The organism is Asaia sp. SF2.1 (assembly GCF_000505765.1).
GTDB classification, from domain to species: Bacteria; Pseudomonadota; Alphaproteobacteria; order Acetobacterales; family Acetobacteraceae; genus Asaia; species Asaia bogorensis.
In genome coordinates this window covers 428185-449500 of the sequence record NZ_AYXS01000001.1, presented here as the reverse complement: position 1 = coordinate 449500, position 21316 = coordinate 428185, and the positions used below count along the sequence as shown (strand labels likewise).

Below are 21316 nucleotides of genomic sequence, written 5' to 3'. Positions count from 1 at the left end.
ATGCTTTAGGCTGCCTGTGATTTGCATGAAGGAAATGGCTCATGAAGCGCATCTTAATGGCGATGACCTCGCTCGTCTGCACGACTTTCCTCCCTCCCGTGGTCGGTCAGGCCCTCGCCCAGACGGGGGTAACGGCTGAACCCTCAGGTAAGGATGTGCCGTCCCGCGCTGTACTAGAGCAGGTTCAGGGGCAGCAGGCGCTCGATTGGGTCAAGGCCCAGAACAGCCGTAGCGCAGGGCTCCTGCAGTCCGATAAGCGCTATCAGAAATTCTACGATGATGTGCTTGCGGTCGAGCAGGCGCCGGGACGCCTGCCCCTACCCGAGCAATCGGGAGGCAAGTTGTGGAATTACTGGCAGGATGCCAACCACCCAAAGGGAATTTGGCGGGTAACCTCGCCAGATTCTCTCGCCAAGGCGGAGCCTGACTGGACGACGATGCTCGACATCGACGCCCTGTCACGCGATGAAAAGCACGACTGGGTATTCCAGGGCGCGGATTGCCTCGAGCCCGATGCAACGCGCTGCCTCGTCACGCTGTCGCTCTCGGGTGAAGACGCTGCCTCTTACCGCGAGTTCGACACAAAGACGCGTCGTTTCGTGCCCGATGGCTTCGATCTTCCCCACTCCAAGCAGCGAGTGGCGTGGCTCGACCGCGACACGCTTCTGGTATCGCGCGACTGGGGGGCGGGCTCCATGACGCACTCAGGCTATCCATTCAGCGTGCGTCTCGTGAAAAGGGGTGAACCTCTCTCGGCAGCGAGGGAGATCTATCGCGGGCAGGAAAGCGACATGATTGTCGAGCCCGAGGTGCTGCATGACGAGACCGGCGAGCGTATCGCCATCATTCAGCGTAATCTTGACTTTTTCCGCAGTGAATATCGTGTTTATGACCCTGCCACCGGGACGCTGCGACAGATCGCCCTGCCTGAGAAGATCGGTTATCTCGGCTTCTATGCCGGCAAGCTGATCATACGCCTCGATCAGGACTGGAATGTTGGCGGGCACTTCTCTCGTGGCAGCATTGTCGCTGTCGACCCTGCAGCATCCAACAAAGCGCCAGCTCTGGTTTTCAAGCCCGAGGCCAGCGAAACGACAACCGATATCGGCGTTACGTCCAAAGGGATTATCGCGGTGGTTTATCGCGATGTGCATCCTTCCGTGCGGCTTTACACGCCCTCTGCAAAAGAGAGCGGCTGGCAGGAGAAGTACTACGTCCTGCCACGCATGAGTTCAGCGACCCTGCAATCGTCGTCAGCTTCTGTCAGCTACGCGTATCTCAAGGTTGAGGGCTATATCATCCCGCCTGAACTCTGGAGTTTCGATACCGACACGGGCAAGTCCCAGAAGGTCAAGACAACCCCGGCACTGTTCGATACCAAGGGGCTGCGAACCGAGCAGTTTTGGGCAAAATCGAGTGATGGTGTCGATATCCCCTATTTCGTGACCCATCGCCGGGACTGGAAGCTGGACGGACATAACCCCGTGCTGTTCACCGCTTATGGTGGTTTCGATCTCTCCTACCTGCCGACCTATTATGCCGATATCGGCAAGACCTGGCTGGAGCGTGGCGGCGTTTATGTGGTCGGCAATATTCGCGGCGGCGGTGAGTTCGGCCCAGCTTGGCACGAGGCGGGGATGAAATCGGGCCGTCAGCATGCCTATGACGATTTTGCGGCGATTGGGCGCGATCTGGCCAAACGCGAGATTGCTGATCGCGAGCACCTTGCCATACGCGGGCGCTCAAATGGTGGCCTGTTGATGGGGGTGGAATTTACCCAGCATCCGGAACTATGGAAGGCCGTCATCATCGGTGTGCCGCTGCTGGATATGGAGAATTTCGAGACGATGGCGGCTGGCGCGTCCTGGGCTGCGGAGTACGGCCATATGAGCGTGCCGCAGGAGCGCAAATTTCTTGAGGGAATATCGCCGTTGCAGCATTTGAAGAAAGACGTGTCCTACCCGGTACCGTTCATCTTCACCTCAACCAAGGATGATCGCGTGGGCCCTGTTCACGCGCGTCTGTTCGCCGCCCGTCTGCAGGAACTCGGCAAGCCGTTCTACTATTATGAAGACACGGAAGGCGGTCATGCCGGGACAGTCAACGCCCGGGAAATTGCTCATGAGCGGGCATTGGAGGCCGTCTACCTGTCAAAAAGCCTCATGGATCAGGACCCCGCCTTCAAATACTGAGAGCCTGATACCTGCCCAGTGCTCGCACCTGCGGCAGGTATCACCCACAGGTGACAGGCGAGGGAAGTTCTCTCTCGCCAAGGGCTTTTTGCAGGGAAGCTGGCCAGCATCGGGAAACAGCGTGGCGAAAGTCGATGCAGGGCGATAACTGCCCCCGGGAAGCAGGCACAAAAAAACCGCCGTGAAAACGGCGGTTGTTCTGTTTGCCGGTTCGGCAGGCTGATCAGAAGCCTTCACGCTCCAGGCGCTTGCGCTCCATCTTGCGTGCACGACGAACCGCTTCGGCCGCTTCACGAGCGCGACGCTCGGAGGGCTTTTCGAAGTGGCGACGCAGCTTCATCTCGCGGAAAACGCCTTCGCGCTGCATCTTTTTCTTGAGCGCCTTGAGCGCCTGATCAACATTGTTGTCACGAACCAGAACCTGCACGGGTCTGCCATCTCCTGTCCGACCATGAAGATCATGGTCTGTTTGTAAATGCGATGCCAGGAACGCGATACCGATGGCAGAGCGTTCCAGAGAGGCCAGCGCCTTAGCACAGGTTTTGAAGGGGACACAAACGGTTTGAGCAGTATCGCCCGAAAATTATTCATGTCACCATGCGACAGGAGGCGGGAACTATTCCCGCGAATAGAAGGCTGTGTGCAGAAATGGCGTTGCTGAAAATTGCGCGTATGGGGCATCCGGTATTGCTTCAGCGAGCGCAACCGATTGAAGACGCTCATTCTTTATCGGTCAGACAACTGGTTTCAGACATGATCGAAACGATGCTTGATTCGCGCGGCGCCGGGCTCGCCGCCCCACAGGTTCACAAATCATTGCGCTTGTTCGTTTATCATGTGCCTGAGGGGCGATGCGGCCCCAATGAGGCGCCGATTCCACCGCGTGTGCTGATCAATCCCGAAATCATGCCTCTGGGCGAGGAGATGATGCAGTGCGCGGAAGGATGTCTTTCTCTCCCGCTATTACGGGGTGTCGTGCCACGCCACGCTGCCATCGCCTATCGTGGTCTGGATCTTGATGGCTCGGTAATTCAGGGAGAAGCGCGTGGGTTCCACGCCAACGTCCTGCAGCACGAATATGATCACCTTGATGGTATTCTCTACACCATGCGCATGACTGATTTCGCGAGCTTCGGCTATGCCGAGGAATTCGCCATACCTCGTGACAGTGAGGGCTAGTTGATGTCCGGCCTGCGTATGCAGCGAGATGCTCCTGGCCAAGCGCATCTCTACCTTCGTGAAGAACAGATCCGGCTCACCTACGAGGCCATGCTTCTGGCTTGGCGCGAACTGAGCGCAACCTGTGAACCACTCCAGCGTGACAACCAGTTAGGCTCGGCCCATCATAGGGTGATGTTTCTGGTTTCGACCCATCAAGGCCTGACCATGAGCGCGCTGCTGCGACGTCTGAATATCACCAAGCAAAGTCTCAACCGCGTCCTGCAGGAACTCATGGCCCGCGGTCTGATCGAGCAACGCGCTGATGAGCATGACAGGAGACTCAAGCATCTCCATCTGACGCCGCAAGGGGCGTCCATCGAAGAGGAGATCTTTGTGGCCCTGCGTGACCGCATGACGCTGGCCTATCGTGCTGCCGGAGGGCAGGCTGTCGAGGGGTTCAGGCGCGTGCTGGCCACCCTTCAAGGCGAAGGCGGCGTACCATGACCGGAATGCCGGATATGAGGGCAGGAAAGGCGTCAGACGCGGTGCCGGGCAAGACGAGTGATACGACGATATCCGGGGGTGGTATGGGCGAGACCAGATCAGCAGAGGGTAAATCGCAAGGGGGTGTCGGTCATGGTGCCCATATCCTTGTGGTGGATGATGACGCGCGCCTCCTTCGCCTGTTGCAGCGCTTTCTGACCGAGGCCGGGTTTCGTATCACCACGGCGGTTGATGCCGAGGCGGCGCGCAAGATCCTGGCTGTCACCCAGCCCGATGCGATGGTGGCGGATATCAACATGCCCGGTGAAGATGGCTTGAGCCTGACTCGCTGGCTGCGCGAAAACGGCCAGGTCTGGCCCATCATTCTTCTGACTGCCCGTGGCGAGCCTGCGGACCGTATAATCGGTCTCGAATCCGGCGCGGATGATTATCTGGGCAAGCCTTTCGAGCCGCGTGAGTTGCTGCTCAGGCTGCAGGCGCATCTGCGCCGCCATGTTCCACGCCCTATCGGCACGCCGCGCCTGCTACGGCTTGGGCGGCTCGAATTCGACACAGGTCGTGGGCTCCTTACCGGGCCGGAAGGTATTGTGCATCTTACAAGCGGCGAGGCAGCCCTGCTGGGTGTGCTGACCCGCGTACCGGGAGAAATCCTGTCGCGCGAGGCCATTGCAGAGGCACTGGGCATGGATGAGATTGGCGAACGTGCCGTCGATGTACAGGTTACGCGCCTGCGCCGCCGGATCGAGCCAGACCAGAAGGAGCCGCGCTTTCTTCAGACAGTCAGAGGCAAGGGTTATGTGCTGAAGCCGGGGAGCTGAGACTGGCATGAAAGCCGCCCGCATGCTTGAGCGCGTGGTTCGCCGGCTGTTGCCGCGCTCTTTTCAGGGCCGGTCGCTCCTGATCGTGCTCATGCCGCTACTGATCACCCAAATCGTGGCCTTGCAGCTCTTTTACGGCAACTACCTGAACGTCGTGTCGCGCCGTCTGGCCGACAGTGTGGTGTCGGATCTCGCCTATATCAGGGATTCGGTCGAGCATATGCCGGGGCAGCAGGACTGGATCCTGGATCAGGCCCGCTGGCGCACGCAGCTTGTAATCACCTTTCATCCCGGTGCACGGCTGACCGATGCACCTGCGCCTTTCGTGCTGGGCCCCATGGATGAGGACCTGACGAATGCAGTGCGTCGGGTGTTCGATGCCCCATGCTATATCGACTGGAACGCCACGAGACAGAGTGTCCGGCTTGATATTCCTCTACATGATGGCGTGCTTGAGGTGATCGTCCCGCGCAAGCGGCTGGATGTCGGGCCCATATGGCTGTTTGTGGCATGGGAGGTCGGAAGCGCCATCCTGCTCTTCATGGTCGCCGGTCTTTTCATCGGTCGGCAGGTTCGCGCTGTCAGGCGGCTGGCTAGGGCGGCAGAGAATTTCGGCCTGGGGCGCGATGACGGGCCGATTCACCCGCAGGGCGCGCTGGAGATACGCAAGGCTGCGCTCGCCTTCAATCGCATGCAGGCACGGGTGAACCGTTTTGTGACGCATCGGACGGCGGTTCTCGCTGGCGTTTCGCATGATTTGCGCACACCTCTGACGCGGCTGCGCCTGACGCTGGCCATGATGCCCGTCGAGGGCATGGTCGAGGCACAGGAGCTGCGTCCTGACATCGAGGATATGGTTGCCGACATTGCCGAGATGGAACGCCTGATTGGTAGTTATCTCTCCTTTGCCCGGGGGGAGGGCGAGGAGGATCCCGTTCCGACCGATCTGCTCGCACTGCTGCGCGATGTCGCGGCGGCAACGACGCGGGCTGGAGGCGATGTGCTTGCCATCCATGCCGAACAGAGCCTGACGGTGCCTGTGCGCCCGGATGCGATGCGCCGTGTATTGATCAATCTGGCGGAGAATGCGCGTCGCCATGGCGGGCGTATGATGTTCGCGCTGCGTCAGACCGGGCGCATGGTGGAAATTACCATCGACGATGACGGACCGGGTATTGCGCAATCACGACGTAAGGATGTGTTTCGGGCCTTCAGCAGCACGGCGGGCCCGGAGGGCGGAAGCGGGCTAGGCCTCACGATCGCGCGTGATATCATGGCCGCACATGGGGGGAGCGTGGTGCTGCGGAACAGTCCACTCGGTGGCCTTCGGGTCATGCTCAAACTGCCGCAATAGGGATCTTCTCCCCGCTGAGGCGCAATGCTGGGAGAGGGAGGCTCAAATCTGGTCCGGCGAAGAGCCCTTGCGCAACGAAAGGGCCCGGTCCCACAAGGGACGCCTCATGAAAAAACCGGCATCGCGTGAGGGCGAAGCCGGTTTATCAAAAGGCGATACCGTCCCAGCGCTCTCGCAGGGCCAGTTAGGCGATTGGGGTGATCAGGGAAGCGAGTTGCCTGTTCCACCATGACCCGTGCCCACACCGGCACCCAGCGGACCCTGTGTGCCGCCAAATGTGCTGCCCATGTTGCTCATGGGGTTGTAGCGGCCCACATTGCCCAGCAGCTGCTGCAGGACGTTGACCTTGGTGCCCGGCGTCGGGGTCGTCTCGCCGACCATGCCGACATTATAGCCGTTCTTGCGGTGCAGCGTGTCCATGCGGCGCAGGACGCCCGTGGTGTCAAATGCCAGAACCAGAACATTCTGCTTGGTCACACGAGGAAAGCCCAAAGGCTGGGGCACGGTCACCATCGACACATAGAACCAGGTATTGTCGTCAAAGGTCGCATGGGCGGTCGGTGAGCCGAGGATATCGGTCACGTCGTTGCGTGTGCTGGTTCCCGGTACGAGCTGTGCGTAGTCATCCTTTTCGATCAGCGAGCCACGATTCTGGGGAATCGGGCTGAAAACCGAGCAGCCCGCCAGGGCGAGGGGCGCGATGCAGAGCAGGGCGCGCGCGAGGCCCGCATGCGATTTCTGCCGCTGGGAGGTCTTCTGGGAGGCGCTCTTCATGGCGGGTTATGTCGTCCTGCAGTGATCGTGAAATAATCCGGGCGATCTTCTCGGATTGGTGGGAACATCGTTTCACCAACGTCGATAGGACCATCAGGCTCTTCTATATTGCGGAGAGCGACGTTAAGGCAATTCGGAAAAGGAAGCCCGCTCCCGGGTTTTTGCCAGCAGCATGTCAGGAAGGCAGCATGACAGACAGCAACGACCCGAAATTCTCCCGTGCTGAGTCCGTGGCTGCGGTTACGGCGCCTCCGGAGTTTTCTCGCCGCCTTGTGATTAACCGCATCGGTCATGACGGCATGGCAGAGACGATCAAGGCCAACGAGGCCGAGTGCCGCAAACTGGCCGGAAGGCTCGATATCCCGGCCATCCACGCCTTGAACTGCCGGTTTCGTATTATTCCGGAACCGGGCGATCATTTCGTGCTCGAAGGGGTGCTGACCGCCCATGTGACGCTCGAATGTGTCATCACGGGCGAAACATTCGAGGATGCCCTTAACGAATCCTTTGCCGTGCGCATGGTGCCGGCGCGTCGTTTTTCTGAGGACAGCGCCTCGGATCTCGAGGCGATTGACGAAATTCCGTATGAGGGAAACGCGCTTGACCTCGGTGAGGTCGCCTCGGAGCAATTGGCGCTGATGCTGCCGTCCTATCCTCGCAAGCCCGGGGCCGCACTCGAAAATGCGGTTGACGAAGCCCCACGGGAGACGGCAGAGGAAGCAACTGAAGAGGAAGGCGGTCGACCCAACCCGTTCGGTGCCCTCGCTGGACTGTCTTTGAGCAAAAAAAAGGCAGATCTGAGCTAGAATTGAACAGGATGCTTGCGACCCGGCCTAGGGTCTGCTAGAGCCGCCCGCCTGATCATAGTGAACAGCATCGTTATCTGCTGAGGCCGAATGGCGGCCGAAAGCAGGGACGATCTAAGAAGAAAGAGGCTCCCGCCATGGCCGTCCCCAAAAGAAAGACCACGCCGTCCCGCATGGGCATGCGTCGCAGCCATCACGCCCTGACCGTTCAGGCTCACGCCGAATGCAGCAACTGTGGTGAACTGAAGCGCCCGCATCACGTGTGCGCCCATTGCGGTCATTATGACGGTCGTGAAGTCGTGGCTTCCGGCAAGACGCTGAAGACGACCGTTCGCGTTTGAGGCTCGATCGGGTCGACCCCCTTCGGGTCGGCTCGTCTTGTTCAAAATAAGACGCGGGGCGGAGCATGACTGACCTAGATGCGCCGGCCAGCCAGGCTGCGCCTTATAGTTTGGCCATTGATGCGATGGGTGGGGATCATGCCCCCGAAATCGTTCTGGCTGGTTTGGATCGCGCTGCCGATCGACATCCTACAGCAAAAATTCTGCTTGTTGGTGACGAGGCTATTCTGCGCCCTCAGCTGGCGCGCTACGCCAAGGCGCAGCGTATCTGCGAGATCCGCCACGCGCCTTCTTCCATCTCGATGGAAATGAAGCCCACAGCGGCTTTGCGCCTGCGTGACTCTTCGTTGCGTATGGCGATCGATGCCGTAGCATCGGGCGAGGCAGGTGGCGTTGTGTCAGCTGGCAATAGCGGCGCCATGCTGGCTCTTGCCAAGATCGTTCTCAAAACCCTCCCCGGTATCACGCGGCCTGCCATGGCAGCGGTCAACCCGTCTGCCCGCGGCGACGTGGTGATGCTGGACCTTGGCGCCAATATTGCCTGCGATACGCGCAATCTGGTCGAGTTTGCCGTGATGGGTGAGGCCTTCGCCAAGGCGGTTCTGGGTTTGCCCGCACCGAGTATCGGTCTGCTGAATGTCGGTGCCGAGGAACTCAAGGGTGACGAGCGTCTGCGTGCCGCGGCCGATATTCTGCGCGAATCGCCGCTTGCGGCCCAGTTTCACGGGTTTGTCGAAGGTCACGACATCACCGCGGGGACGACCGACGTGGTCGTGACCGACGGGTTTTCCGGCAACATTGCGCTCAAGACAGGCGAGGGCGCGCTCAAACTTGTCTCGATGCTGCTGCAGCGTGTTTTCAAGACCAGCCTGCTGACCCGTATCGGTTACCTTCTTGTGCGTCCCGGGCTGGAGCGCATGAAGGAATGGATCGATCCGCGACGGTATAACGGCGCGGTATTTGTCGGCCTCAACGGTATCGTCGTGAAGTCGCATGGCGGCGCTGATGCCGAAGGATTCGCGGCAGCCATTGATGTTGCGATGGATGCCGTAACCCACTCTATTAACGAGAAGATCCGCGAGCGTCTGCGCCAGGTCGAAGCCCTTATGGCGGCGAATGTCGAGACCGAACTCGCCACCTCTCCCAGCGCTGCCTGAGGGGCGCGCTGAGGAAGCCGCCGGTGCTGGCCTGAGTGCTTGACCGGTATCATTCAAGAGGAAGACACATGTCCCTGCGCGCGCGACTGACCGGGTTTGGCAGCTATCTGCCGAAGCAGGTTGTCACCAATGCCGATCTCGCCGAGCGTATCGAGACCTCTGACGAATGGATCCGCACGCGCACCGGTATCGCCCAGCGCCATATCGCCAGCGGGGATGAAAATGCCGTCAGGATGGCCGTGGCAGCAGCACGGGCCGCCATCGATTATGCCGGGGGCGATTCGACCGATATCGGCGCGGTGATCGTGGCGACAGCGACGCCTGATCAGACCTTTCCTGCGACAGCGGTGCGTGTGCAGGCCGAGCTTGGGCTGAGCGGTGGTTTTGCATTCGACCTGACGGCTGCCTGCTCGGGTTTCGTCTACGCTCTGGCGACGGCTGAGGCGTTCATCCGCAGCGGTCAAATCCGCAAGGCGCTTGTTATTGGCTCGGAAGTCTATTCGCGGATTCTCGATTGGGAAGACCGCACGACCTGCGTGCTGTTTGGCGATGGTGCAGGCGCAGTCCTTCTGGAAGCGACCGAAGAGGACGGCGTTGGTATCCTCTCGACCCATCTGCACAGCGACGGCGCCCATGGCGATATTCTTTTCGTCGATGGTCCTTCTACACCGTCGCCTGTCCTGCACATGCAGGGCCGTGAGGTTTTCCGTCACGCAGTGGCCAAACTCTCCGCAGTGGTGGATGAAGCTCTGGCCCTTCATGGGCTGAGCGGGCAGGACATTGCGTGGCTGGTGCCTCATCAGGCCAATCTGCGCATAATCGAGGGCATGGCTAAGAAGCTTGCCCTCCCGCTCGATCGTGTGGTCGTGACGGTCGATCGTCATGCCAACACGTCAGCGGCTTCCATCCCGCTGGCGCTGGATGAAGCCGTGCGCGACGGACGTATCCGCAAGGGCGATCTCGTGCTTCTCGAGGCGCTTGGTGGCGGTCTGACCTGGGGATCAGCGCTTCTGCGCATGTAGAGCGCAAAGCGCACTCTTACACTTCACTGATTTGATTGACCTTCATTACTGTCATGATACGGTGGTGTCATGACAACGGTGACACGCGCGCAAATCGCAGAGCATATCTACAGTGAGGTTGGACTGTCCCGGCACGAGTCCGCCGATCTGCTCGAGAGCGTTCTCGAGCTGATCGCTGCGCGCCTCGAGAAGGGGGAGACGGTCAAGCTGAGTGGATTCGGAACCTTCTCCGTTCGCCAGAAAGGCCGACGTGTCGGCCGTAATCCAAAGACCGGCATCGAAGTGCCTATTCTGCCGCGCTCGGTGCTGGTGTTTCGGCCCAGCCAGATCCTGCGCGCCGTCGTGAACGGCGAATCGACCGAAGGGCTGGTCAGCGAAAGCGATGATTCATGACGACGAGTTTTCCTGTGGCGTCCGTATTGGGCGGCCCGGAAGAGCGGACAGATTTTGACCGTCTGGTAAAAGGCCCGAATGCCTATCGCACAATCAGCGAAGTGGCAGACGAGCTTCATGTGCCGCAGCACGTGCTGCGTTTCTGGGAGACGCGTTTCCCCGAGGTCAAGCCGCTCAAGCGTGGCGGCGGGCGACGCTATTACAGCCCGTCTGATATCGAGATCCTGCGCCATATCACTGATCTGCTCTATGTTCAGGGCTATACGATCAAAGGCGTACAGCGCGTTCTCAAGGAGCAGCTTTCAAGTGCCGAGACAGTGCGTGCTCCGATCCCAGTGGCGGGATCTGGCACGGAATCCGGTGCCGCTGCGACCTCTGATGAGGCGGCCCGTAGCTCATTTGAGATACCGGCATTCCAGGCTCCTGAGCCTGAGCCTGAGCCTGAGCCTGAGCCGGCGCATCTGGCGTATCCTCCCGAGGGTGATGCCGTAATGGATGCGGGGCATGCGTTGCCAGAGGAGTCGGAGGATCTTGATGGGCCGGAGGCTGCACAGGGTCCAGCTGATGCCCATACATCCGATTCTGAGTGGGACGCAGGCGCTGAGGACCTTCGCGACGGTGCCATGGAGCCTATCGATAGCCATGAGCCGACAATCCTTGATCCGGGCGAGGAAACCAGCGGTATTCCGGTTGTGGCGGCATCAGAGATGGCTTCTGCCGCGCCGGATCCTGTCGTGACGCAGCCCGCTGCTTCGTCGGATATGGATGGGGCGCTCGTTACAATTCTTCAGGATGAACTTGAGGGGCTGCGCAAGGAGCAGGGGCGCTGGAAGCAGGAGCGGCGCGCCCTGCGTCTGGCGCTGGAAGACGTGCTGGGCGAGCTCGATAGCCTGCGCGAGATGCTGCCCACCGCATGAAAAATCGTTTCCTTGCAAAAACCTGCACTCAGGTGCTTGCAGGGAAAGCCCCTCGCTGCTAAATGGCCTTTACCGCAGGACTGACGGGCAGTAGCGCAGCCTGGTAGCGCATCAGTCTGGGGGACTGGGGGTCGTGGGTTCGAATCCCGCCTGCCCGATGTCGTCCTGTCCTGCGGTAATCTCTCCAAGAAAAACAAGATCGGTCACGCAGGCTGGCACCTGCAGCGCCCTCTCAACTTCATCGCGTGGTTTCGAAGCGAAGTCTGGCCCGAGCAATCACATGTTCGATGAACCGTCAGAGACGGCTAGCGTCTGACGGGGGTGATGGGAGTGCCGTCAATCGGCCCGCGAAGGCGAAAGCGAGAAGCCGGTGAGTTGCGCCGCGCGACTGGCGGCGCAACGACGCGTCAATACGCCTCGTCTTTAAGGACGACTTCAGAGTCGGAACTCCAGATTCGCCAGAGTAGGTGAACGGCCGCCATGATCGCAGGCCCAAGGAACAGGCCAAGCAGGCCCCAGGTTTCCACGCCGCCGAGAATACCCAAAAGCACCCAGAGGAACGGCATTTGCGTGCTGCCGCCAATCAGGGCAGGGCGGATAAAGTGGTCGGCGACGAAGATGACAATGGCGCCCAGCGCGACAATCACGATCCCCGCGATCATCTTGCCCTGAACGATGACCAGGAGAGCCGCGAGCACCACTGTAGGCAGGCCGAGGAAGGGAATCATGGCGGCAACCCCGGTCAGCAGTGCGAAGAGCAAGGGTTGTGGCGTATCGGTCAGCACGTAGGCCACGCCCATCACCAGCCCCTCACCAAGCCCAACCAGAACCAGCCCTGCGACTGTGCCGTGCACGGATGAGATCATCTGACGGGCGAGCTTCTCGCCGCGTTGGCCGAATGTGCGGTTGGAAACCACCAGAACGCGATGGATGATATCGGCGCCATCACGGAGCAGGAAGAACAGGGTCAGGATGGAGAACAGGAACAGCGTGGCTCTCTTGGCCACCTGCGTCGTAACCTGACGCGTCACGGCCATACCGTGATTGGCATCGACCGAATGGAACAATCTGTTCAGATGCTCGGGATTGACCAGATTATTCTGCCACCATCGCGCAACCTGCGCCCGCTCGAACGGCAGATCGTTCAGCCATTCCGGCATGGGAATGCCTGTATGGCGGACCTCATCGATCCAGTGGAGGGCGCTTTGTGCTTCCTCGGCTGCCTTGTAACCCACCAGGCTGAGCGGGATCAGGAAGATGAGCGCGATTGCCGCTGTGAAAAGCATCGGGAGCCATTCGGTACGGCCGAACCGTGCCTCGGTACGCTTGTAGAGCGGCCAGGACGCAATGGCAAACACGCACCCCCAGAGCAGCGCCGGCAGAAAATTCTTGAGCGTGAAGAGTGCGAGCGCAATGAAGAAAAACCCGAGGAGACCGCGTGAGCGTCTTTGTCCCCGGCCGACCGGTGATCCTGTCACAGTCTCTTCCGGAAGATCGTCCTCTGCCGCACAGTCCTGACCCTTGTTTTTGTCCCCGGTCGGGCTGTTTGGTGGCATGGCGTTCTGGTCGGTCATCATTGTCCTCAACCTCGGCGTACCGCCTCGGATTTAATATCTTGGGCATGACAGCACAGCGTGACGCCTTGCGAAGGGTCATTCTGTGTCGTGGTCCTGCGTGTCATTACCGGCAAGTCCAGCCTGCGCGTCAATAACGCAATTTGGACTCGGGTGTTCTAGGGGCCGGGCGAACCTTCAGAAAGAAGCACAGCCCGAGTGGATGAACGCGCCGACCGATTGCTGGTTGAACCGTTTCCTGTAGGCGTCACGAATAGCGGCAAGAGCAGGGGCAAGCGTTACTGCTCTTGGTGTGAGGATCCATACCAGCCGGGCTGGCTCATGCGTTACAGGGCCGCCGGGCTCGTCTTGCCACTGCCCTTGTGCCTCGACAACGGAGAGCCCAGCAGGAAAGCGGGGCGTGACTTCCCGTGCCAGGAAATCGGACCATTCAGATGCAGTAATGGCCCGACCACCCGGCTCGGTAAGGCCGAAAGCCAGCGTTATGGAGAGCATTTCACGGCTGTTGGTCAGGATGTTCTGGGCCATGCAGCCGGAGGTCGGCATGGCTGGCTTGCCGGGTGAGGGCGAGCTGCATCCGGTAAGCCCAATAAAAAAACCGAGCAGAGCCAGGCAGCTGACACGACCAGCCCATCCCGACGCGGTGAAGTCATGACCTGACCCGTTTCCACGGGGCGACAGTCCACGGTGTTGCAGCATGGAAGCGGGGCGCATCGCTTTCGAAGTCAGCGCTGATCGAGGGCGCGGCGCAAAAATGCGCTGTCAGCCTCGGAAAACAGGCCGCGACGGATAAACAGGTCGATCAGCACCAGATTGACGTTGAACTTGATGTCGTGGGTGTCGCGCACCAGACGAAACACGGTGTCGATGGGCATGAGTTCGAAGAAGGCGACCTCGCCATCGACGGGCTGCGGGATGAAATCCTCAGGCAGAATCAGGTCGTAACAGAAAAGCGTATCCTGTCGCAGTCCTTCCGGGCGTGCCATGGCATAGCGCAATGTTGCTACCGGATGCGCCCTGGAAGCCAGCTCAGGTGGAATCGCGGCTTCCTCCCCCGCTTCCTTGATGAGCGCCTCAAGCGGGGTCAGCCCAGTGCAGATGCCTCCCGCAGCAAGGTGATCAAGCTTGCCGGGATCAAGGCGCTTGTTCTGCGCTCTATGGCCCATCCAGAGATAAAGACCATCTGCCTTCTCGACCAGACCGTTCAGATGAACGCCAGCAGCCGTGCAGCCAAGGAGGGGAAGGGCACCGCGATCGATCTGGCCAATGACCTCGCCGCCCTCGTCAAACACGTCAAAGAGCTCGTGATGAGGTCTGTAAAGCCCCCTGTTGGCCAATTCGACCCCCAGAGGCAGGAGGGCGGCGCTATCGGGCACACGAAAGGCCTCATCCCCCTTATCGTTGGAGGCATAGCCAAGGGCGGTGAGGGCCTCGAAAACCTTCGGATCGGCAAGACCGAAGCGCCTGTTGCCAGCCAGAACGGGCCGCCGCCCGCCGGGCAGAATGGCGGTCTGGCAGCTTTTGATGTGGTCGAGAAACGGGGCGAGGCTGTCTGAAGTCATGAAAGGCGCAACTCTCTTGTCTGAAAGACAACGATATCGCGTATCACCGTTCGATTGCAAAACGCCGGGCGCATGCTCAGGTTGGGCACATGAACCTTCCTCCTTCCCGTCCTGTGGGCCGCCCTCTCGCCCTGCCTCTGGCCTTGTCGAGCCTTTTGCGTGCCTGGCGTCTCGTCCTGTCACACGACATACGATTTTTCCGTATCGGGATGGGGCTCACTCTGGCGCTGCTGGTTGCCGAGCGCCTCTGTATTCTGGGCACGCCCTACATGTTCAGCCGCCTCGTCGCGCATTATGCGACGGCGGATCTGCGTGTGGTCGTGCCGGCCGGGCTCATACTGGGCTATGGCGGACTGATTTTCTTCCGTAGCGTGTTTTCTGCCCTGCAGGAGCTTGTGTATCAGCCCGTTGGGCAGCGTTTGCAGGCGCTGACCGCGCAGGCGGCGTTTCGTCACCTGCTGGACCTGCCATATCGCTTCCATCGTGACCGCCAGACCGGTGCCCTGACCCGCGCGATCGAGCGGGGATCGGAGGCGGCCGATACGCTTTTGCGGCTTGCGCTGTTTAACATCCTGCCGGCCATTCTCGACACCGGGCTGACAGTGGCGGTCGTCTTTCATTTTCTTGGCGGGCGCTATGCCTGCGTCATTCTTGTCGCGTTGCTCAGCTATATCATTCTGGCCCAATGGTTCGTTCGCCAGCGGGTCCGTGCCCGGCGTCAGCGCAACGAGGCCAATGGCAAAGCCCAGCATTTCCTCCTCGATTCCCTGCTGAACTTTGAGGCTGTGCGTCATTTCGCCAATGAGCCGCATGAATATGCCCGATACGAGCAGGCGCGGCGTGAGCAGGAGAAGGCAAGCCTGCGCATGACATTTGTCGCAGGCTTATCCTCCATCAGTCAGAACGCCATGATTGCCCTCGCCACATTGGCGATTTTTTTTATGGCCGGGCGGGATCTGGCGACGGGCAAGCTCGATGTGGCGGCGTTCGTGCTGATCGGCACCTATCTGCGTACCCTCTATCAGGCCATCATTTCGCTCAATCTCGTTTATGCAGGCTGGCGCAATGCCTGTGTCGATCTGGAACACCTGACCGACCTCATGGACGAAGCCCCACGTCCTGCACTGCCCGTACCGGAACGCGAAGGTGAGGCTACGATGGAACCTGCCTCACTCGTGTTCAAGAATGTCAGTTTCGACTACGATGGCCACGAGATCCTGCATGCCCTGTCGTTCCGGGCGGGGCCGGGGGAGACCATTGCCCTGGTCGGTCCGACCGGGGCCGGAAAATCGACAATTGCGCGCCTCATCCTTGGTGCCTATGCGCCAGCCAGCGGTCAGATCCTGCTCGATGGCCGGGACCTTGCCTCCATACCGCCAGTCGCCCTGCACAGGATGATCGGTGTGGTGCCTCAGGACACGCAACTCTTCAATGATACGATCGGCTACAATATCGCTTATGGCCAGCTCGATGCCACACAGGCGGAAATCGAGGAGGCGGCACGTCTGGCCCAGATCCATGATTTCATCGAAGGGCTTGAGAACGGATATGAGACGCTTGTCGGTGAGCGCGGGCTGAAACTCTCGGGGGGCGAACGACAGCGCATTGCTCTGGCACGTATCATCCTGCGCAAGCCGAGGCTTCTTCTGCTGGACGAGGCAACGAGTGCGCTGGATACGGGCACCGAACTGCGACTTATGGACGCCCTGCGCCGCGTGACGTCGCGCCAGACGACCATTGCCATCGCCCATCGTCTCTCCACCATACGCCACGCGACGCGCATACTGGTTATCGAGGCAGGCAGGATCGTCGAGGAAGGCACGCACGAGAGCTTGATGGCCCGTCAGGGGGCTTATTTCGATATGGTGTCCAACCAATCCGGGCCAGAGGCCTAGTTTTCCCGGGCGGCCTTCCCTACGTGAGGGGCAAGGATACGAAGCAACCACAAGGAGAACGCCCATGACCAAGCCGGCTGATGACCTCGCCCAGGATTTCCACCCCGATCAGGCCGTGGAAGAGGATATTCGCGAGCAGGCGGCTCATGAGGTGTCAGGTGACCCGGAAGGTGTCGAGATTCCTGAGGAGCTTCGTCAGTGCGGCGTCGTGATCGACAAGGCGATCGGTTATCTGGTCGAACAGAACCTGCCGACCGAACTCATCGCGTCGGCGCTGCTCGGCGGATCGATGGGCGTGCTGGCGCGGACAACCGATGCCGAAACGATGGTTCGCATGCTTCAGACGGCCATAGACAGCGTCCGATCGGGTGAACTGCTCTGTGCGGACGCCTTTTCCGACGGTGAATGACCGGTTTGGGTCGCTTTCGGCTTGACGGGAGCGGGGGGCTCCGTCATAAGCCGCGCCTTAACGCATCGTCGTATGCCGGGAGTGGTCTCGGCGATCATATTACTACCGAGGATCAAGTCCATGTCACGCCGCTGCCAAATTACGGGCAAGGGTGTGCTGACGGGCAACAACGTCAGCCACGCCAACAACAAGACCCGTCGCCGTTTCCTGCCCAACCTGCAGGAAATCACCCTTCTGTCCGACATTCTGGGCACGGGCGTTCGTCTGCGTCTCTCCACGCAGGGCATCCGTACGGTTGAGCATAATGGCGGTCTGGACTCGTTCCTGATCAGCACGCCGAACCGCAAGCTCCCGGTCGAGGCTCAGGTCATCAAGCGCCGCATCTTGCGCGCTCAGGAAAGCAAGGCCGCTCAGACCGCCTGAGTCTGACGGCGCCAGCCTGACGCTTCGGCGGAAAAGGCTGGCTGCAACAAAATTGGCCTTGAAAACGTGGTCGGGTTGTTTCATTCAGCCTCTCGATCACAAGGCCCACTTGGTCGGTCCGGCTTCGACGTATTTCTTACCGGGTTTCTTCGGAAAAAGCGTCGATCTGTGACGGCCACGGCAAAGGTGTTTCGGGGCGGCCTGAAGCACCTTTCATCGCATTCTGGAGGTATCCCGTGTCCGAAAGCAGCGTCGCAGAAGCCAAATCGGCTCTCTCGAAGATCCGCAATATCGGTATCACCGCGCATATTGATGCCGGCAAGACCACGACGACCGAGCGTATTCTGTACTACACCGGCGTGTCGCATCGCATTGGTGAAGTGCATGACGGCAACACGACCACCGACTACATGGCGCAGGAACGTGAGCGTGGCATCACGATCACCTCGGCAGCCGTGACCTGCGAGTGGGAAAACCACCGCATCAACATCATCGACACCCCGGGCCACATCGACTTCAACATCGAAGTGAACCGCTCGCTGCGCGTGCTCGACGGCGCCATCTTCATCATCGAAGGCGTTGCCGGTGTTCAGCCGCAGTCGGAAACCAACTGGCGTCTGGCTGACCGCTATAACGTTCCGCGCGTCATCTTCATCAACAAGCTCGATCGTACCGGCGCCGATTTCTATCGCGCATTCGACACGCTGAAGGAAAAGCTCGACATCGTCGCTATTCCGCTTCAGCTGCCGATCGGCATTGAAGAAAACTTTGTTGGCGTGGTCGACCTGGTCGAAATGCGCGCCATCATCTGGGAAGGCGGCGAGCTGGGCGCAAAGTTCCACTATGCCGAGATCCCCGATGACCTGAAGGAGAAGGCAGCTGAAGCCCGCCAGAACCTTCTGGACACCGCGCTGAGCGTTGATGAAGCCGCTATCGAAGAATACTTCGAGAAGGGCGATGTCGATGTTGCAACGCTGAAGAAGTGCATCAAGAAGGGCGCCATCTCCGGTGTGTTCCGTCCTGTCCTGTGCGGCACGGCCTTCAAGAACAAGGGCGTTCAGCCGCTCCTCGATGCCGTTATCGATTACCTGCCGGCTCCTGACGAAGTCGAAGGCATCCGTATCGCGCCGCCGGAAGGCGAAGAGGTTGACGAGAACTTCCTGCCGATCGTGCCGGTCGATCCCGACGGCAAGTTCGCTGGTCTCGCGTTCAAGATCATCTCGGACAAGTACGGTACCCTGACCTTCGTGCGCGTCTATCGCGGCGTCCTGAAGTCGGGCGATACCGTGCTGAACACGACCAAGGGCCATAAGGAACGCGTGGGCCGCATGTTCCAGATGCACGCTGACAAGCGTGAGGAAGTCAAGCAGGTCGGCGCTGGTGATATTGCTGCTTTCGTGGGTCTGAAGGACACCCAGACGGGTGACACCCTGGCCGACGCTGCCGATCCGGTTGTTCTGGAGCGCATGCAATTCCCGGTTCCGGTGATCGACATCTCGGTCGAGCCGAAGACCAAGGACGGCGTTGAGAAGATGACGCTGGCCCTGCAGAAGCTGGCCGCTGAAGATCCCTCGCTGCAGCTCAAGACCGATCAGGAAACGGGTCAGACCATCCTGTCCGGCATGGGCGAGCTGCATCTGGACATCATCGTGGACCGTCTGCGTCGTGAATACGGCGTTGAAGCCAATGTCGGTGCGCCTCAGGTGGCCTATCGTGAGACGATCTCGCGTGCCCACACCGAGACCTACACCCACAAGAAGCAGTCCGGTGGTTCGGGTCAGTACGCTGAAGTCAAGATCGAGTTTGTGCCTGTCGAGCGTAACGAAGGCATCAGCTTCGAGAACAAGGTCGTTGGCGGTACGGTTCCGAAGGAATACATCCCGGCTGTCGAAAAGGGCATCCGCATGCAGTCCTCGACGGGCGTGCTGGCCGGCTTCCCGACGGTGGACTTCAAGTTCACGCTGCTTGACGGCAAGTACCATGACGTTGACTCGTCGGCTCTCGCCTTCGAAATCGCCGCCAAGGCCTGCTTCCGTGAAGGCATGAAGAATGCCGGCCCCGTGATCCTTGAGCCGATCATGGACGTCGAAATCACGACCCCGAACGATCACGTTGGTGACGTGGTAGGCGACCTCAACCGTCGTCGTGGCATCATCCAGAGCCAGGAGACGGCCGGTTCGACCGTCATGATCCGTGCTCAGGTGCCGCTGAAGGAAATGTTCGGCTACATCTCGCATCTGCGTTCGGCCACCAAGGGCCGCGCGTCGTTCACGATGCAGTTCCATCACTATGATCCGGTGCCGCGCAACGTGGCCGACGAGATCATGGCGAAGAGCGCCTGATCCCTCGGGTTCAGTCTCGGAACACGGAAAAGCCGCCCTTTTGGGCGGCTTTTTTCGTTTTGGGCAATTGTGCGCAACGGGGGCGTATCTGGGATGGTGATGGTGCAGGAGGTGCGAAACCCCAGCAAGGCCGTGCGTGAGGAGGGGCGCTTCTACCCGCCGCCGCTGCTTATGGGCACCGGCGATGTATCCGGCCTCAATCCAGTCACAGGGCAGGGTGGGCACGCTGGTAGAGGCGATAAAGCGCCGGACCACGAAAACTGAGCAGGATCATGATGAGCAGGCTGAGTTTCAGCCCGATCTGCTCTGTAAGCACGTCCTGAGTCTGCAAGGACATCAGAAGCAGTGTCAGGGCACGCAGGCTGAAATACCCAGCCCATATGAGGGTGTAGACACGAAAGAAGCGCAGAAGAGTGGGATTGCCACGATCGAACATCTGGCCCGTGCGCTGCTCTGCTAGCAGTTGGATCATGGGCACACGCCAGAAACTCCCCGACAGGAAAAGGGCTGCGAGCAGTGTGGCGCAGAGGGCCGCGAAGATATCCGGGGAAAGCTGCGCACGCAGCGTCATATCCATGATGCCGAATCCCAGAGCCGTACCATTCAAGGCCAGCCACAGACGATCGAACGGAATAGAAGCGCGCCAACGGCGAAAGACGCTCGCGCCAATCAGAGCACAGCAGGCGGGAAAGGCGTATGCTTCAACATGAAACCATTCGCCACCCCAGATCAGGGCGAGGGCACCCAGTTCGGTAAGGAGCGCTCGGAGGGGTAAACGATGCGCATCTCTCAGATAAGTCATTAATCTGTTTCCCTTGTAATCTTTTCCATGAAAAGATTGCATTTTCATGGGTCATGATGTCAAACTTTTCCTTGTAAAGATTTGGCAGAGGGGGATTTCATGACCCAATATTTGGAGAGTTATCATCACGGCGATCTTGCCAAGGCGCTGATGCGGGCGGCGCGGGTCGTCATCCAGCGCGATGGTATCGAGGCCCTGACCCTGCGCGCTGTAACACGGGAGGTCGGCGTCTCGGCCACCGCTGCCGTGCCACATTTCGGCAACCTGACTGGCTTGCGCTCAGCTCTTGCAGCTGAAGGGTATGAGGCCCTTGCCCATGCCTTGACCCGGGCCATATCGGGAGCGCCTCGGGTGAGCGCTCATGCTGTAGGTATGGCCTATATCGGTTTTGCCCTGGAAAATCCGGACCTGTTTCGGTTGATGTTTCGACGTAGCTTGCTCGATTACGCGCTGCCAGACCTTGCGCAGGCGTCATCGCGTGCTTTTGCCGCTCTGCGTGGAATCGCAGGCAGGGAAGAATCTTACCCGGATTCGACGGATGCAATGCCCCGCATGGCGGGACTATGGGCGCGCGTTCATGGCCTTTCGCTTCTGGCAATAGACGGGATGTTTGACCCGTTCCTCCAAAGTGCTGAGGCCGGAGTACTTCCTGACTTTTTGAGCAAGGCGCTCGGTGAGGGTAAGCCTGGATCGTGAGATTCCATGATCGGATGCTGTCCCATCAGGATGGCAAGCGACCGGTCATGAGAGTGCTCACAATGTGATTTATAACATGGATGGGATTTAACTATCACATATCCGTTATAAGATTAAAGATTGCAAAAACATTATACAAATTTAACAAAATATCTGCTTCTCTCTCGTCAGGCA

General features: G+C 59.7%; 22 protein-coding genes and 1 tRNA gene. 17 read left to right on the top strand and 6 right to left on the bottom strand.

Annotated features, from left to right (window positions below; genetic code table 11):
- Positions 1 to 41: 41 nt before the first annotated feature.
- Positions 42 to 2192: a prolyl oligopeptidase family protein gene (locus tag P792_RS22625; RefSeq protein ID WP_031239951.1), complete on the top strand. Its 2151-nt coding sequence runs from the start codon at positions 42 to 44 to the stop codon at positions 2190 to 2192.
- Between the two features lie 223 nt (positions 2193 to 2415).
- Here the strand turns inward: P792_RS22625 and rpsU are convergent, their stop codons facing one another.
- On the bottom strand, positions 2416 to 2619 hold the full coding sequence (gene rpsU, locus P792_RS22620) for a 30S ribosomal protein S21 (RefSeq protein WP_007283570.1): 204 nt from the start codon (positions 2617 to 2619) through the stop codon (positions 2416 to 2418).
- Positions 2620 to 2840: 221 nt separating this feature from the next.
- Between rpsU and def the strand changes: the two genes are divergently transcribed.
- From def to P792_RS22600, 4 genes are all read left to right on the top strand, one after another.
- The gene (gene def, locus P792_RS22615) at positions 2841 to 3371 is read left to right on the top strand and encodes a peptide deformylase (RefSeq protein ID WP_023977532.1); all 531 of its coding nucleotides are present in this window, start codon (positions 2841 to 2843) and stop codon (positions 3369 to 3371) included.
- 3 nt (positions 3372 to 3374) lie between these two features.
- Positions 3375 to 3857, top strand: coding sequence for a MarR family winged helix-turn-helix transcriptional regulator (locus P792_RS22610; protein WP_031239950.1), 483 nt, complete (start codon positions 3375 to 3377; stop codon positions 3855 to 3857).
- Between the two features lie 83 nt (positions 3858 to 3940).
- On the top strand, positions 3941 to 4675 hold the full coding sequence (locus tag P792_RS22605; protein WP_023977530.1) for a response regulator: 735 nt from the start codon (positions 3941 to 3943) through the stop codon (positions 4673 to 4675).
- 7 nt (positions 4676 to 4682) lie between these two features.
- On the top strand, positions 4683 to 6029 hold the full coding sequence (locus P792_RS22600; RefSeq protein WP_023977529.1) for an ATP-binding protein: 1347 nt from the start codon (positions 4683 to 4685) through the stop codon (positions 6027 to 6029).
- A gap of 201 nt (positions 6030 to 6230) precedes the next feature.
- On the opposite strand, the gene P792_RS22595 is transcribed toward P792_RS22600, so the two are convergent.
- The gene (locus tag P792_RS22595) at positions 6231 to 6803 is read right to left on the bottom strand and encodes an outer membrane protein assembly factor BamE (protein ID WP_023977528.1); all 573 of its coding nucleotides are present in this window, start codon (positions 6801 to 6803) and stop codon (positions 6231 to 6233) included.
- Positions 6804 to 6991: 188 nt separating this feature from the next.
- Between P792_RS22595 and P792_RS22590 the strand changes: the two genes are divergently transcribed.
- The 7 genes from P792_RS22590 to P792_RS22565 all read left to right on the top strand — a co-directional run bounded on the left by P792_RS22590 (position 6992) and on the right by P792_RS22565 (position 11597).
- Positions 6992 to 7609 carry a DUF177 domain-containing protein gene (locus P792_RS22590; protein ID WP_081866767.1) on the top strand — a complete coding sequence of 206 codons (618 nt, stop codon included), beginning with the start codon at positions 6992 to 6994 and terminating at the stop codon, positions 7607 to 7609.
- Between the two features lie 137 nt (positions 7610 to 7746).
- Positions 7747 to 7950 (top strand): 50S ribosomal protein L32, encoded by a 204-nt coding sequence (gene rpmF / locus P792_RS22585; RefSeq protein ID WP_023977526.1) that lies wholly within the window; start codon positions 7747 to 7749, stop codon positions 7948 to 7950.
- Between the two features lie 65 nt (positions 7951 to 8015).
- Positions 8016 to 9107 (top strand): phosphate acyltransferase PlsX, encoded by a 1092-nt coding sequence (gene plsX / locus P792_RS22580; protein ID WP_023977525.1) that lies wholly within the window; start codon positions 8016 to 8018, stop codon positions 9105 to 9107.
- A 68-nt stretch (positions 9108 to 9175) separates the two neighbouring features.
- Positions 9176 to 10129 carry a beta-ketoacyl-ACP synthase III gene (locus P792_RS22575; RefSeq protein ID WP_023977524.1) on the top strand — a complete coding sequence of 318 codons (954 nt, stop codon included), beginning with the start codon at positions 9176 to 9178 and terminating at the stop codon, positions 10127 to 10129.
- Between the two features lie 69 nt (positions 10130 to 10198).
- Positions 10199 to 10522, top strand: coding sequence for an integration host factor subunit alpha (locus P792_RS22570; protein ID WP_023977523.1), 324 nt, complete (start codon positions 10199 to 10201; stop codon positions 10520 to 10522).
- Positions 10519 to 11439 carry a MerR family transcriptional regulator gene (locus tag P792_RS38175; protein ID WP_235075369.1) on the top strand — a complete coding sequence of 307 codons (921 nt, stop codon included), beginning with the start codon at positions 10519 to 10521 and terminating at the stop codon, positions 11437 to 11439. Before P792_RS22570 ends, P792_RS38175 begins: the two co-directional genes overlap by 4 nt.
- A gap of 84 nt (positions 11440 to 11523) precedes the next feature.
- Positions 11524 to 11597, top strand: a tRNA-Pro gene (locus P792_RS22565).
- A 249-nt stretch (positions 11598 to 11846) separates the two neighbouring features.
- Here P792_RS22565 and P792_RS22560 read toward each other — a convergent pair.
- From P792_RS22560 to P792_RS22555, 3 genes are all read right to left on the bottom strand, one after another.
- Entirely contained in the window at positions 11847 to 12995 is a 1149-nt protein-coding gene (locus tag P792_RS22560) for an AI-2E family transporter (RefSeq protein ID WP_369794196.1), read from the bottom strand.
- Positions 12996 to 13190: 195 nt separating this feature from the next.
- Positions 13191 to 13727 (bottom strand): DUF3574 domain-containing protein, encoded by a 537-nt coding sequence (locus P792_RS0117700; protein ID WP_023977520.1) that lies wholly within the window; start codon positions 13725 to 13727, stop codon positions 13191 to 13193.
- Between the two features lie 11 nt (positions 13728 to 13738).
- The gene (locus P792_RS22555; RefSeq protein WP_023977519.1) at positions 13739 to 14575 is read right to left on the bottom strand and encodes an NUDIX domain-containing protein; all 837 of its coding nucleotides are present in this window, start codon (positions 14573 to 14575) and stop codon (positions 13739 to 13741) included.
- Between the two features lie 89 nt (positions 14576 to 14664).
- Between P792_RS22555 and P792_RS22550 the strand changes: the two genes are divergently transcribed.
- The 4 genes from P792_RS22550 to fusA all read left to right on the top strand — a co-directional run bounded on the left by P792_RS22550 (position 14665) and on the right by fusA (position 19644).
- Positions 14665 to 16470, top strand: a complete 1806-nt coding sequence (locus tag P792_RS22550; RefSeq protein ID WP_084331019.1) for an ABC transporter ATP-binding protein/permease — start codon at positions 14665 to 14667, stop codon at positions 16468 to 16470.
- A 64-nt stretch (positions 16471 to 16534) separates the two neighbouring features.
- Positions 16535 to 16879 carry a hypothetical protein gene (locus P792_RS22545; protein ID WP_205206823.1) on the top strand — a complete coding sequence of 115 codons (345 nt, stop codon included), beginning with the start codon at positions 16535 to 16537 and terminating at the stop codon, positions 16877 to 16879.
- A 120-nt stretch (positions 16880 to 16999) separates the two neighbouring features.
- On the top strand, positions 17000 to 17302 hold the full coding sequence (gene rpmB, locus P792_RS22540; protein WP_023977516.1) for a 50S ribosomal protein L28: 303 nt from the start codon (positions 17000 to 17002) through the stop codon (positions 17300 to 17302).
- Between the two features lie 236 nt (positions 17303 to 17538).
- The gene (gene fusA / locus P792_RS22535) at positions 17539 to 19644 is read left to right on the top strand and encodes an elongation factor G (RefSeq protein ID WP_023977515.1); all 2106 of its coding nucleotides are present in this window, start codon (positions 17539 to 17541) and stop codon (positions 19642 to 19644) included.
- Positions 19645 to 19849: 205 nt separating this feature from the next.
- On the opposite strand, the gene P792_RS22530 is transcribed toward fusA, so the two are convergent.
- A complete protein-coding gene (locus P792_RS22530; protein WP_023977514.1) occupies positions 19850 to 20446 on the bottom strand; it encodes a hypothetical protein in 597 nt (198 codons plus the stop codon).
- Between the two features lie 99 nt (positions 20447 to 20545).
- Here P792_RS22530 and P792_RS22525 point away from each other — a divergent pair, with 99 nt between their 5' ends.
- Positions 20546 to 21142, top strand: a complete 597-nt coding sequence (locus P792_RS22525; protein WP_035439279.1) for a TetR/AcrR family transcriptional regulator — start codon at positions 20546 to 20548, stop codon at positions 21140 to 21142.
- Positions 21143 to 21316: the final 174 nt, after the last annotated feature.